The organism is Variovorax sp. EBFNA2 (assembly GCF_033802765.1).
GTDB lineage: Bacteria > Pseudomonadota > Gammaproteobacteria > Burkholderiales > Burkholderiaceae_C > Variovorax > Variovorax paradoxus_H.
The window spans coordinates 5,120,985-5,134,093 of the sequence record NZ_CP138496.1 but is presented as its reverse complement, the minus strand read 5'-3'; the positions used below and the strand labels follow the sequence as shown (position 1 = coordinate 5,134,093).

Annotated in this window: 9 protein-coding genes; 5 read left to right on the top strand and 4 right to left on the bottom strand. The window is 68.8% G+C overall.

Features of this window, described 5'->3' with window-relative positions:
• Positions 1-8 precede the first annotated feature (8 nt).
• The gene (locus RZE79_RS24100; protein ID WP_319361275.1) at positions 9-5,999 is read right to left on the bottom strand and encodes an MG2 domain-containing protein; all 5,991 of its coding nucleotides are present in this window, start codon (positions 5,997-5,999) and stop codon (positions 9-11) included.
• Positions 6,000-6,182: 183 nt separating this feature from the next.
• Here RZE79_RS24100 and opgC point away from each other — a divergent pair, with 183 nt between their 5' ends.
• Complete coding sequence (gene opgC, locus RZE79_RS24095; protein ID WP_319357144.1) at positions 6,183-7,325, top strand: OpgC domain-containing protein; 1,143 nt, start codon at positions 6,183-6,185, stop codon at positions 7,323-7,325.
• Between the two features lie 47 nt (positions 7,326-7,372).
• Positions 7,373-8,182: a hypothetical protein gene (locus tag RZE79_RS24090; protein ID WP_319357143.1), complete on the top strand. Its 810-nt coding sequence runs from the start codon at positions 7,373-7,375 to the stop codon at positions 8,180-8,182.
• Here the strand turns inward: RZE79_RS24090 and RZE79_RS24085 are convergent, their stop codons facing one another.
• From RZE79_RS24085 to RZE79_RS24075, 3 genes are read right to left on the bottom strand one after another with little or no spacing between them, the layout of a single operon-like run.
• The gene (locus tag RZE79_RS24085) at positions 8,183-8,959 is read right to left on the bottom strand and encodes an SGNH/GDSL hydrolase family protein (RefSeq protein WP_319357142.1); all 777 of its coding nucleotides are present in this window, start codon (positions 8,957-8,959) and stop codon (positions 8,183-8,185) included.
• A gap of 46 nt (positions 8,960-9,005) precedes the next feature.
• Complete coding sequence (locus tag RZE79_RS24080) at positions 9,006-9,767, bottom strand: anti-sigma factor domain-containing protein (RefSeq protein WP_319357141.1); 762 nt, start codon at positions 9,765-9,767, stop codon at positions 9,006-9,008.
• 16 nt (positions 9,768-9,783) lie between these two features.
• Positions 9,784-10,359, bottom strand: coding sequence for a sigma-70 family RNA polymerase sigma factor (locus tag RZE79_RS24075; protein WP_319357140.1), 576 nt, complete (start codon positions 10,357-10,359; stop codon positions 9,784-9,786).
• A gap of 191 nt (positions 10,360-10,550) precedes the next feature.
• Here RZE79_RS24075 and RZE79_RS24070 point away from each other — a divergent pair, with 191 nt between their 5' ends.
• From RZE79_RS24070 to RZE79_RS24060, 3 genes are all read left to right on the top strand, one after another.
• The gene (locus tag RZE79_RS24070) at positions 10,551-11,111 is read left to right on the top strand and encodes a DUF3455 domain-containing protein (protein WP_153282432.1); all 561 of its coding nucleotides are present in this window, start codon (positions 10,551-10,553) and stop codon (positions 11,109-11,111) included.
• Between the two features lie 97 nt (positions 11,112-11,208).
• Positions 11,209-11,748: a hypothetical protein gene (locus RZE79_RS24065; RefSeq protein ID WP_319357139.1), complete on the top strand. Its 540-nt coding sequence runs from the start codon at positions 11,209-11,211 to the stop codon at positions 11,746-11,748.
• A 31-nt stretch (positions 11,749-11,779) separates the two neighbouring features.
• The gene (locus RZE79_RS24060) at positions 11,780-13,081 is read left to right on the top strand and encodes a hypothetical protein (RefSeq protein WP_319357138.1); all 1,302 of its coding nucleotides are present in this window, start codon (positions 11,780-11,782) and stop codon (positions 13,079-13,081) included.
• The last annotated feature ends 28 nt before the right edge of the window (positions 13,082-13,109 follow it).

The following is a 13,109-nucleotide window of genomic DNA, read 5'->3' as shown; positions in this document are numbered from 1 at the left end:
TTGTCCGGTTACTTCGCCGCCTCCACCTTCACCCGCGCATTCGGCGTCTCGCCAAACATCTCGGGCGCGTACATCGCTTCGACGCGGCTCGGCGGCAGCGCGAAGTCGCCGACGTTGTTCAGGCGCACGGTGTATTCCATCTTCACGACGCCCTTGGGCAGGTACTCGTAGTAGCTGCGGAAGGCCTCGAAGCTGCGTTCTTCGAACGCCGGCCAGCCGCTGCCCGACTTCTTCTCGCCCTGCGTGGCGATCTGCGAGTCGCGTCCCAGGCCACTGCCCAGGATGGTGGCGCCGCCCGGGATCGGGTCGCTGATCACGACCCAGGTCATGTCGGTGCTGGCGTTGACCTCGATGCTCACGCGCAGCACGTCGCCGCGCGTGTACTTGCCGGCCACGGCCTGCTCGACCGGGGTGATGGTCTTCTTGAGCGCATAGCCCGCCGCGAACGGCGCCTTCAGCTGCACGGCAGCCAGCGACTGCAGCGTGAGCCACGGCTTGCCGGTGCCTTGCTGCGTGACCAGCAGCGTGTCGCGCACCGATGCGCCGGAAGGCGATGTGGCCCACGGCAGGAACATCGTGTTGTTGCGCAGGTTGCCGGGCGATGCGGGCGCGCCGAACATCGTGGTCTGGTTCGGGGCGCCGGTCGCGTCGCTGGCCTTCACGCGCTCGACCTTGCTCCAGTCGACTTGCGCCTTCACCGCGCCCAGCGTGGCGGCCGTGACGCCGGCCACCGGGGTGCTCTCGAACACCTTGCTGAACTTCTCCAGCGCCAGCCCGCCCCAGAGGTTGGCGGTGGTGGTGTGCCACGCGCCGTTCTGCTGGCGGCCGATGAAGCCGTTGGCGAGCTTGCCGATGTCGTCTTTCCAGGCCGGGTCTTCCATCACCGTGAGCAGCAGGCGCGCGGTGTTGACGTCGCCGTTGGTCATGAGCCACCACCAGTAGTCGTCCTGCTCGGTGCTGAAGATGAGCTTGGTGCCCTGGTACGAGAGGCGCGCCTTCAACGCGTTGTTGGCTTCGTCCAGGCGCTGCTGGCGCTGCGGCACGTCGTTCACGCGCTTGAGGATGTTGAGCCAGTCGATCACCGCGCTGGTGGGCCACTGGTTCGGCGCGATGGTGATGCTGCCGAGCATGCTGCCCTTGGCCTTGCCGTAGCGCGAGAGCGCTTCGAGCGCGGCGAGCTTGCGCACGTCCAGGTCCTTGCGTGGGCTCCAGAACTCGCGCGTGACGCGGCCTTCGACGAACGCGATCAGGCCCGATTCCATCGGCGCGCGCGCATCGTCGGCGAGCGCGAAGGCGGGGTTGAGCTGCGCCGCTTCGTGCGTGGCCGCGAGCAGGTACGACGTGAGGATGTCGCTGCCGCGGTTGGCTTCGCCGTCGCGCGGCGGGAAGTAGCTGGCGAGGCCGTCGCTGTCCAGGTAGGTGGGCAACGTGGCCAGCACGCCCTGCCACATCTTCGCGTCGCGCAGGCCGACCGCCTTGCTGGTCTTCTGTTCGAGGCAGCTGAAGGGGTAGTTGGCGAACCAGTCGCGCACGCCCGGCAGGCCTTCGGCCAGCTTGGGCTGCAGCGACATCTTCAGGCCGCCGCGGCCGGGCAGGGCGTCGGCGGGCGGTGCCACGTCGAGCGTGAACGGCCCGTCGATCTGCACCAGCGTGGCTTGCTGCACGGTGAGCGGCACGGCGGGCACGATGCGCTGGCGCACCTTGAGTGCGTCGCGCGCGCCACCGACCGTGTCCTTCGCCTCGATCTCCCACAGGATCGCTTCGGCGCGCGTCTGCGCGAGCTGCGCGGGCGCGGTCACGTTCCAGGCCACTTCACGCGATTCGCCGGCCGGAATGTCGACGGTCTGCGTTTCGAGCGTGAGCAGCGTGGCGCGCGGCGTGGCTTCCACCTTCATCGGCTTCTGCGTGGTGTTGCGCAAGGTGATCTGCGCGCGGAACTGGTCGTCCTCGCGCACCAGCGGCGGCAGGCCGCTGATGATCTGCAGATCTTGCGTGGCCTGGATGCTGGCCTGGCCGGTGCCGAACAGGCTGGTGCCCGCATCGGCCACGGCCACGATCTTGAAGGTGGTGAGCGCGTCGTTCAGCGGCACCGTCACCACGGCCTGGCCGTTGGCGTCGAGCACGATCTTCGGGTTCCACACGAGCAGGGTGTCGAGCAGTTCCCGCGTCTGGCCCTTGCCGCCGCCGCCGCCCGCGGGCACGGCCTTGCGACCGTAGTGGCGCCGGCCGACGATTTCCATCTGCGCGGTGGAGGTGCTCACGCCCCAGCTGCGTCGCTGCAGCATCGCGTTGAGCAGGTTCCAGCTGTCGTTGGGCATGAGCTCCAGCAGCGCCTGGTCGACCGCGGCCAGCGCCACTTCGGCGCCGGCGGCCGGCTTGCCGTCGGGCAGCTTGGCGGTGATGGTGACCTGCGCCTTGCTGCGGATCGGGTAGCTGGGCTTGTCGCTGGTGACGGTCACGTCGAGCTGGTGCGCGCGCGTGCCGACGCGGATCTCGGCCATGCCCAGGCGGTAGGCGGGCTTGCTCAGGTCGACCATGGCCGTGGGCGCGACGTATTCCTTGCCCTCGTACCAGAAGGCGGTCCACCACTCGCGCGGCGCCTTGAAGCCCCAGGTGAAGAAGCTGTACCACGGCACTTCACGCAGGCGCCCGCGCAGCGCGAGCACGCTGATGTAGGCGTTCGGGCCCCACTCGGGCTTGACCTGCAGCGAGACCGTCGGGTCCTTGCCGTCGAGCTGCACCACGTGCGTCTCGATGATGCCTTCGCGTTCCACGGCCACCAGCGCGGTCGCGAAGCGGAACGGGCTGCGCACCTGGAACTTGGCGACCTCGCCGGGTTGGTAGCTCTTCTTCTCGGGCAGCACGTCGATGCGGTCGTTGTCCTCGCCGCCGAACCAGAGTTCGCCCTGCTTGGTCACGTAGACCGAGCTCACGGCGCTGGCGCTGCGGCCGTCGCTGTCGGTGGCGCTGGCGATCAACTCGACCTCGCCCGCTTCCTTGAGCTCCGACTCGCACAGCAGCAGGCCGCGCGAATCGCTCTTGCCGGTGCAGACGGTGCCGATGTCCTTGGTCTCGGTCTTGTTGTCGTAGGTGTAGAAGCCGCCCACCATGCGCTTGCGGCTGGTGGTGGTGATGCGCGCCACGGCACGCACGTTGAGCGTCACGCCGGCCTGGGGCTTGCCCGTGAGGTCGAGCGCGAGCGCCTGGAACTTGAGCTTCTGGCTGGTCGAGACCCAGCCTTCGGTCTTGATGCCGGCAATGACCGACGCGGGCCACAGCGTTTGCGTGCTGCGGAGGGTCTGCACCTCGCCGTTCGGGTCGGCATACGTGGCTTCGAGCAGCAGCTCGCGCGCGGCCTTCACCTTGGGCACCTTGTCGATCGTGACCTTGCCGGCGCCGTCCTTGTTCAGCGTGAGCGGCAGCTTGTCGGCGATCACGCGGGTGTCGTTCACGCTGTTGAGGTCTTCCTCGCCGGCGCCCGTGTCGGCGGCGGTGGCGGCTTCGCTGCCATCGCCCGCCGCGCGTGGCGGGTTGAAGCTGAAGGCGTCGTAGTCGGAAAAACTCAGGCCCTTGCCGCGCACCATGGCCGACACGCGCACCGGCAGGTTGGCGGCGCCGCCGCCGGCAACGTAGTTGATCTGCACGTCGGTCGGCACGCTCGTGGCGGCCACCAGCGGTTTCTTCTCGGTGGGCGCAATGCGGCCTTCGAGCACCGGCAGGCGGAACTCCTCGACGCGGAAGATGCCGGTCGAGTAGCTGCGGCTGTTGCCTTCGTCGCTGGTGCCGTCGCCGGAGCGCAGCTCGACCTGGTACACGCCGAGCTTGGCGGCGGGCGGAATGGCAAAGCTGTTCTCGGCGCTCAGGCCGCCGGTGGCGGTCTTGCGCCAGGGCAGCGGCTGGGTGAAGCGCTGGCCGCTGCCCATGTGGGTGACGACCAGCGTGTCGGGCCGGTCTGCCGGCAGGCCGAAGCCCTTGCTGGTCTGCGTGCGCAGCAGGCTCTTCATCGACACCGTTTCACCGGCGCGCAGCAGCGTGCGGTCGAAGATGGTGTGGGCGATGCCGTCGGGGCGCACGTCCAGGCTGGTGGGCACGTTGAAGCGCCAGGGCTCGATGCCGCGCTGCCAGTCGCTCCAGGTGAAGGCGAGGTCTTCCACGCCCTTGTCGTCCTTGGCGCGCGCGCTCACGAACCAGGCGCTGGTTTCGTATTCGTTCGGGCCGTTGCAGCTCGGTGCATCGGGCGACACGCCGTTGAGCATCACGATGCCGCTGGCGTCGGTGGTGCCGGTGGCCACGGCCTTGCCGTCGCAACTGGACACGCGCACCTCGGCGCCCGCCACCACCTTGCCCTTGTCGAGCGTGGTGACCCAGGCCATCGAGTTCTCGCGGCCCAGCTTGAAGTGCACGGCCAGGTTGGTGGCCAGCGCGGTGGTGCGCACGTACATCGTGCGGCCGGCGTTGTAGCGCTCGTCGAGCAGGGCTTCGCCGAGTTTCTGCGAAGCGATTTCGAGCACGTGGAAGCCCGGCGTCAGCGGGATGCCGATGACTTCAAACGGGCGCGGATCGCCGCTCTCGGCCTTGGGCATGTCGAGCGCCTTCACGCCCGGCTGGCCGCCGAGCAGCGACAGCATGCGGGTCTGCACGTGCGAGCGCTCGTTCTTGTCGATCACCGGAGGCAGCGCGCCCTTCACGTCGCGGCGCGCGGTGTCGCGGCTGATCGTGTAGTTGTCGTAGCGGCGCACCTTGCGGTACCACGCGATGATCTCGGCGTCGGTCTTGGGGTTGAGGTCGCTCACCTTGCCGGGCGTGAGGGCCTGCACCATGAGCTGCGGCTCCACGCGGCGCACGGTGACCGGCATCATGGCCGGGGTGTCGGGTTCGGCCAGCCGCTCGATCACGCCGAAGGGCGAGGCCGCGAACTTGGCGAGCGGCGGCATCGCGCCGGTCGCCACCTTCAGCGGAAAACTGCCGGGCGTGCCCAGCGGGCGGCCCGAGGCGTCCTGGAAGCCGGAAGGCAGTTCGATGCTGAACTGCGCGCTCTCGGCCAGCGGCGGGCCGAAGCTCGCGCTGTTGACCACGTCGTCGTCGTTCTGCGAGCCGCCGCCGCTCTCGAGCGTGGCCTTGATCGTCTTGCCGTCGCCCTTGAGCTCGATCTGCGACGCCACCTTGCGCGTCACCGGCGCATTGAACTGCAGCTGCATCGGGCGCAGCGGCAGGCAGGCGGCCTGCGCGTTCTCGCGCTCGCAGCTGAACGACACGGCGAAGGGCTCGCGCACCTGGTAATCGAAACGGCGTTCCGTGGCGTTGGCGACGCCCGACGGCGTGGCCACGCCCTTGCCGTAGACGACCTGCACCTTGGCGCCCGGCGTGAGCGTGCGGTTGCACTGCATCGTGATGAAGCGCAGCGGGTCTTTCGCGGCTTCCTTCTCACGGTGGAAGGCCTTGAGCAGTTCGGTGCGGGCCTCGCCCTCGAGCAGCTTGGCGGGAATGCGTTCGCCGACACCGTCGGCCGCGCACCAGACGTTCTGGCGCACGCTGTCGATCGTGGCCGCGCCGTTGAGCTCGAGCACGAACATCTGCTGTTCGTCGATGCGGGCGTAGGTGCCCGGCATGTAGTTGCGCACGAACGGGCCGCCGCTATTGAATTGATAGCGTTCGGGGCCGGTCAGCTCGCCGCCGCCGGCCGGCTTGAAGGTGGGAATGCGGGTGACCGAGCAGCGCACGCCGGGCGGCAGGTCGTTCTCGAAGTCGTAGACCCAGGCCTTGGCGTCGGTCCAGCGGCCGGTGCCCTTGCCGGCCTGCGCGTCGGAGCAGCTCACGGTGAGCGGGGCGGGCGCCTTGGGGTCGCCGAAGTTGACCGCCGCCTGATCGAATTTGGCGACGACCTGGCGCACGCGCGCCACTTCGCCCTGCGGGGTCAGGCTGGTGATCTGAAGTGCAAAGCCCGGGCCCGCCGCGAGCGCGCCGGCGGCCAGTAGCAATGTCGGAATGAAACGGTTCACGGAGTTCTCCACCTTGAGGCAGCGCGCAGCGTAGCCGATTTGCATGGCGCTTCGGGAGTGCCAAGCGTCATAGGCCGCCCATGTTTCGAGCGCGCGTTCTGTTGACGTACGCCGGTCTTCTTACAATCGCCGACGTCGTGCGTGCGCTGCGCAGACCGCCACCAAGACCTCGCCGCCGACCGAATGAAACGCTACTGGGAAATAGACGCCTTGCGCGGGCTGATGCTCGTGCTGATGACCGTCACCCACCTTCCCACGCGGCTGACCGACCCGCTGGGTCAACCTTTTGGCTTCGTGTCGGCCGCCGAGGGCTTCGTCTTGCTGTCGGCCTTCGTGGCCGGGCTGGTCTACAGCCGCATCGGCCACGTGCGCGGAGTCGACTCGATGCGCCAGGCGTTCTGGCGGCGCGTGCTCAAGGTCTACCTGTGCCAGGCGGCGATCCTGCTCTTCCTGTTCACGGTGATCGCGGCGCTCGGCGTGCACATCGACCAGCCGGCGGTCAAGAACCTCGTCTCCTATTACCTGGCGGAGCCGCGCGACGGCTTCCTGTTCGGGCTGCTGCTGATCTACGAGCCGCCGCTGCTGGACATCCTGCCGATGTACATCTTCTTCATGCTCATGAGCCCGTGGGTGCTGGCTTTTGCCATGCGCCACGGCTGGACGCTCGTGATGGTGGCCAGCGCCGCGGTCTGGGCGATGGCGCAGTTCGGGCTCAGCGAATGGGTCTACGGGCTGGCGGTGCGTTATCTCGGCGTGCCGGTGCCGTTCCACGAGATGGGCGCCTTCAACACCTACGCCTGGCAGTTCCTCTGGTTTGCCGGCCTGTGCCTGGGCGCCAGCCGCAACGCGCCCGACGCGCGGCCGCTGCGCTTTCCGGCCTGGCTGCTGGTGCTGGCGGCGGGCATTGCGCTCTACGGTTTCTACTGGCGCCACACGGGCATCAACGGCCAGGCGCCGTACGGTGGCGACGTGGAGATGAACCTGCTGTTCGACAAGTGGCAGCTCGGCCCCCTGCGGATCGTGAACCTGGTGGCGCTCGGCATCCTGGCGGTGGGCTTCGGGCCGTGGCTCATGCGCAGGATCCCGCGCCTGCACTGGCTCGAAGCCATGGGCTCGGCCTCGCTGCCGGTGTTCTGCGCGCACCTCGTGGCGGTGCTGCTGGTACTGGCCTTCTACGGCGACAACCAGATGGCGCGCCCCTGGTGGGGCGACGGCCTGCTGCTGGCGGCGGTGTTCGCGGGGATGTACTTCGTGGCGCGCTTCACGCGCGGCGCCGACGTGCCGCCGCCGGCGGACGATGTGCCTTCGCAGCCTGCGCCGGCGTAGGCGACGGCCCGAGGCCGCGCTCGTTTTTTGAGAAGAGGGAGAGGGCGATGATCGATTCCGTGGTTTGGAAACGTGCGCTAGCGGTTTGCGTGCTGGCGTGGGGCACGGCGGCGCATTCGGCGCTGCCGGAGGCGGTGCAGCAGGAAGTGCAGCGGTGGCTGGATTGCTACAGCCCGAACTACTCGTCGGCCTGCGAAATCGCACTCGACAGCAGCTCCGCCCTTGGCCGTGTGCGCCGTGGTTCGGCGCTCCTGCTGGGCTCGGAGGTCGATGCCGCGACCCGCGCCCGCGCGATGGAAGGCCTTCGCTCGGCGGCGGCAGAGGGCTATCCGCCTGCCTACGAATCCCTCGCGGTTTTTCTCGGGCGTGGCGCCGGCTGGAGCGAGGGCCTGCGCTGGCGCTGGCTCGGGGCCGAGCACGGCCATGCCGACGCGGCGAAACAGCTGAGCGGGCGCATCGGCCTCGATGGGGCGGACCGTCAGTCGGCGGCCGACCGGATGTTTTTGTCGTGGGTCTACTGCCACCCGGCATCGTTCGACAGCGACGGTCCCGTGATGAGCCAATTGAACACGGCGCGCAAGGCCTCACCGGGGGCAGACCTGGCGCAAGTGATCGCCCAGGTCCACGCGAAGCGGCTCAACGAAGGCAAGGCGAAGGCCGAGAACTTCCTGGGCGGCTGCGTGCCGGGCGCCTACTACCTGGGCAGCCTGCCGCCCGACGACCAGGCGTGGGTGCGCAAGACCGTGCGTGCGCGCATGGTGCAGACGCTGAAGAACATCAAGGAGGCGGTGCGCAAGTTCCCCGACCTGGAGCTGCTCACGCTCCCCGAATACCAGGACCTGCTGCCCCCGCCCTGATCAGGGCGCGTTGGCAGGCGAGACCGGCACCGAAGGCGGCATCGGCAAATGCGGCGCCACCACCGACTGCCAGAGCCGGTAGCCCTCGTCCGTCAGGTGCAGCCGGTCGCCGCGAAACAGCTCGGGGCGTGGCCGGCCATCGGCGCCGAGCATCGGCGTGTGGATGTCGATGTACTCGCTGTTGGGCAGCAGGTTCAGGTAGGCCGAGATCACGTGGTTGGTCTCGCGGATCTGCGGCATGAGCTGCTCGCGCGACGGGCTGGGCTTGATCGAGATGAAGCTGATGCGCACATCGGGCAGCTCGGCGCGCACCGTGTTGGCAAAGCGCGCGAAGCTGTCGAGCACCTGCAGCGGCGTGCGGCCTTCGGCCAGGTCGTTGTCGCCCGCATAGAGCACCACCTGCCGGGGCTTGTAGCGCACCACGAGGTCGCGCGCGAACAGGGCGCAGTCGGCCAGCGTCGAGCCGCCGAAGCCGCGGTTGACGATGCCGCCCGGCACGCGGGAAAAATCCTGCGAGAGGCGGGTCCACATGCGCACGGTGGAACTGCCGACGAACACCACGCCACCGGGTTGCGGAAAGCGTTCCTGGTCGGCGCGCGCGAAGGCGGCCAGTTCGTTGTGCCAGCGGGCCTTGGCGGCAAGGTACGCGGGGGCGGTGTCAGCGGCCGTCGAACCATCGGCTTCGTAGGGGAAGGCGGCGGCCGCGGTCTGGGCCTGGGCGGTGAAGGCAGCGGTTGCCAGCAGCAAAGCGGCGGTGGCCGCCAGCGCGGATTTCATCGAAGGCATCGGAAAGAAGACGAAAGCGGAGAAATTCAGGACAGAGTCAGAGCGTTTTTTCGATCAGCGGGCCATGGAACAGCACCGGCCCGGTCGGGCCGCCCGCGCTCGGGACGCCGCCCTTGGGCTCCAGGCTGATCGCCAGCGCCGGCACGCGCACATCGGATTCCGAGGCGGCCAGCCGCAGCGCCGGTGCATTGTCGAGCACGCCGAGCGAGCGCGGCGCGCCGCCGGGCGGCAGGGCCCACAGCTGCAGCGACTTGTCGGTGCCTTCGCGGAAGGTGCCCACGCGCTGCAGCACCAACTGCTTCTTCTTCGGGTCGAAGGTCACGAGCATGGAGGCGGCGGCCTTGTCGTCGGACAGCACGGCCACGTACTGCACGGCGGGCGCGTTGATGAGTTGCTCGCGCAGGTTCAGGCCCACGCCCACGGCCAGCACGGCCACGAGCGCGCCGGCCGCGGCGGCGCCGCGCCACAGCGCGAGGCTGCGCAGCCAGCCGCCAGTCGATGGAGCCGTGGGTGTGGTGATGGGCGCGGCCTTGTTGCGCTGCCGCTCGAGGGCTTGCTGCGCCTGCTCGGCGTCGATCAGGTTGCGGATGCGGGTCCAGACGGCCGGGTCGGGCGTGACGGGCTGCTGCAGCTCGGTCATGCTGGCCAGCCGGCCCTGCCAGACCAGCGCGGCGGCGCGCACGGGCGCCTGCTCGCGCGCCAGGGTTTCGAAGCGGCGGCGGGCGCCGCCGCGCAGCGTGCCGAGCGCATGGCTCGCGGCCAGCAGTTCGAGCAGTTCGGGATGGGCAAGGAGGTTCATGGGGCGGTCCTCGGGGTCAGGCGAAACGGCCCATGCAGGTGCGCAGCTTGTCGAGCCCGCGCCGGATCCAGGTCTTCACGGTGCCCAGCGGCAGCTTGAGCTGTTCGGCCAGTTCGCTGTGGCTCAGCTCGCGCAGGTAGGCCAGGCTGACCACCTCGCGCTGGCGGCCCTCGAGCTGGCTCAGGCACTGGTGCAGCGCCCAGGCCTGTTCGCTCGCATCGGCCATGTCGGCCGGGTTGGGCGTGTCGGATTCGAAGGTGTCGGCCATGAGCTCGTCGAATTCCTGCGTGAGCTGGGCGCGGTCTGCGGTGCGTCGGCGCAGCAGGTCGAGCGAGCGGCTGCGCACGATGAGCCCCAGCCAGGCCATCGGCGGACTCAGCGAGGCGCGGTAGTCGCCGGCCACGCGCCAGACGGTGAGGAAGGATTCCTGCAGCACGTCTTCGGCCCATTCGCGCTGGCGCACCACGCGCATCGCCAGCCCCATGAGGCGGGGCGAGGTGCGGTCGTAGAGCTGCCGCAGGGCGGCTTCGTCGCGATGGCCGATCCGGTCGATCAGCGCCATCAGTTCGGCGTCGGGGCTGGGTGCGGTCATCGGCGGATTGTGGGGCATCGGTGCGCATGCCCAAGGTACGGCCCGACGGTGCGGGCGGATTCAATCGCACCCGGCGTGAATCCAACGGGCCTTGCGCTGCGTACAGGGGGACGGGGAGGCGTCGACATGCAGAACTCCAGACGGCGGCCCTTTCTTTTTTTCACCATCGATCAGACACCGAGGAAACGACCATGCACATCCGCACCCTGACCGTCCTGGCTTCCACCACCGCAGCGGCGCTTGGCCTGGCCGCCTGTTCCGGCATGGGCGCCAAGCCCATGCCGATGTTCTCGCAGGCCAGCCTGCCCGACGCCGTGAAGGTGCCCGCCGGCCACCGCGTGGCCATGGAAACCGTGGGCGCGGGCGACATCACCTACGAATGCCGCGCCAAGGCCAACATGCCGGGCCAGCACGAATGGGTGTTCGTCGGCCCCGACGCCAAGCTCATGGACCGCGCCGGCAAGCAGGTCGGCAAGTACTACGGCCCGCCCGCCACGTGGGAGAACGCCGACGGCTCGAAGGTCACGGCCACGCAGGTGGCGGTGGCGCCGAACGGCACCGGCAACATTCCGCACCAGCTGGTGAAGGCCAACCCCGCCACCGGCATGGGCGCCATGCAGGGCGTGAGCTACATCCAGCGCGTCGCCACGCAGGGCGGCGTGGCCCCTGCCGCCGCTTGCGGCGCCACGAACATGGGCCAGAAACAGGTCGTGAAGTACCAGGCCGACTACATCTTCTACCGCGCCAGCTGACGCTGGAATGAGCCCCGTCCCGCTGCCGCTTTGAAACATTCGGCAACGTATACTGCGCCGCAAAACGGAGTGGGACCGCGTGCGCGCGGGGGCGGGAATGAAGCAAATTGCGATCGTGATCGCGCTCTGCGTGGGCGCGTGGTTCTTCTTTGTCGGCGGCCGCAAGCTCGACGAGGCGATGGTGCGCGACTACTACCAGAAGGACGCCCACGCCATCTACTCGCGTGACGCCGACGCGATCTGCAAGAAGCTCAGCCGCAAGGCAGTGATCGAGAGCAAGGTCACGGCCATGGGCCGCACCCTCGAGACCACCCAGAACCGCGACGAAGCCTGCGACTCGGTGAAGGAAAACATCGAGCTGTTCCGCACCGTCGGCGAGCGCATGGGCGGCATCCTCACCATCGAGTACGACTACCACATCGACAGCATCGAGGTGGCCACCGACCGCAAGAGCGCCATCGTCACGGGCACCAGCGTGCTGAAGATGGGCGAGTCGGTGCTGCAGTACAAGAGCGCGTTCACCCAGCGCCTGGAGCGCGAACTCGGCCAGATGCGCCTCGTGCATTCCAGCGGTGCCACCGTGGTGCGCCTGGGCGGCGCAGGCGCGATGAGCCAGAGCGATTTCTTCCGCAAGTAGCCGCAGCAGCAGCCGCAGAACAGGCCCCGCCATGATCGACCGCGACTCCCTGCCGCCGCCCCCGCCGTTCTGGCACCGGCTCAACAGCTTCTTCGCCTTTCCGTTGCAGCTGCGGCCGCTGGCCTACGGCCTGGTGCTGTCGTTCTGCAGCCTGCTGTTCGAGGCCGTGTTCTTCCTGCCCGATGCGCTGGCCTTCATCGTCATCGAGGTCGGCATCATCCTGGCGGCCAGCCGCTATGGCTTCAAGGTCATTGCGCTGGGCGCGCGCGGCATCCGCGACTCGGCCGACTTCGGGCGCGAATCGAGCGACGAGTGGACCTACCTGCCGTGGAAGCTCTTCGCCATCTCGCTGGTGCAGACGATGCTCATCGGCTGGCTCGCGTGGTACGAGCCGGTGCTGGGCACGCTGGGGCTGTTCATCATGTCCTTCACCTTCCCGGCGGCGGTGCTCGTGTTGGTGCAGTCGGGCAGCTTCTTCCAGGCGATGAACCCCGCGCATGTGATGGACGCCATGCGCACCATCGGCTGGCCTTACGCGCTGCTGTGCTTCTTCCTGTTCCTGCTGAGCACGGGCGCGCAGGTTGCGATCTCGATGGTGCTGCCGGTGTTCGACGGGCGCATCGTGCTGCCGATCGTCAACTTCGCCTTCATCTATTTCGGCTGGGTGATGGCGAGCCTGCTGGGCTACGTGATGTACCAGCACCATGACGCCTTCGGCATCGACCTTGCGCCCGGCGCGGGCGCCGACGAGGGCGCACCCGCCGACCGCCGCACGCCCGCGCAGATCGCCGCGCAGCGCACCGACGCCGAGGTCGCGCAGTGCATCACCGACGGCGACCTGGCTGCTGCATTGGGCATTGCCTACGAGGCGCAGCGCACCGCCGACACCGACGACCTGGCCGCGCAGCGCCGCTACCACCGCGTGCTGGCGCTCATGCCCGACAAGAAGGACACGCTGTTCGACCACGCGCGCCGCTTCATTCCGCTGTTGATGCGGCGCGACCTCACGTCGGACGCATTGAAAGTCTTCAAGGCCTGCCGCGCGATCGACAAGGCCTTCGTGCTCGACGACCCGGCGATGGTCATCGCCATGGCCCGTGCCGAATGGCGCGGCGGCGACGCCCACGGCACGCTCGCGCTGCTGTCGGGTTTCGACAAACGCTTCCGCGGCCACGCGGCGATCCCGCAGGCCTACGAGCTCGCAGCCCGCGCGCTGGTGCAGGGGCTGGGACGCACGGACATGGCGCAGCCGATCCTCACGACGCTCGAAGCGCGCTACCCGGAGAGTGAGCAGACGCAGGAAGTGCGCTGGCTGCTGCGGCCGGCGGCCTGACGGGAGGCCGGCCCACGGATCAAGGCAA

Coding starts and splice junctions, on each gene's coding strand:
- RZE79_RS24060 (WP_319357138.1), top strand. CDS start 11,780: ATGATCGACCGCGACTCCCTGCCGCCGCCCCCGCCGTTCTGGCACCGG.
- RZE79_RS24070 (WP_153282432.1), top strand. CDS start 10,551: ATGCACATCCGCACCCTGACCGTCCTGGCTTCCACCACCGCAGCGGCG.
- opgC (WP_319357144.1), top strand. CDS start 6,183: ATGAAACGCTACTGGGAAATAGACGCCTTGCGCGGGCTGATGCTCGTG.
- RZE79_RS24065 (WP_319357139.1), top strand. CDS start 11,209: ATGAAGCAAATTGCGATCGTGATCGCGCTCTGCGTGGGCGCGTGGTTC.
- RZE79_RS24085 (WP_319357142.1), bottom strand. CDS start 8,959: ATGAAATCCGCGCTGGCGGCCACCGCCGCTTTGCTGCTGGCAACCGCT.
- RZE79_RS24090 (WP_319357143.1), top strand. CDS start 7,373: ATGATCGATTCCGTGGTTTGGAAACGTGCGCTAGCGGTTTGCGTGCTG.
- RZE79_RS24075 (WP_319357140.1), bottom strand. CDS start 10,359: ATGACCGCACCCAGCCCCGACGCCGAACTGATGGCGCTGATCGACCGG.
- RZE79_RS24080 (WP_319357141.1), bottom strand. CDS start 9,767: ATGAACCTCCTTGCCCATCCCGAACTGCTCGAACTGCTGGCCGCGAGC.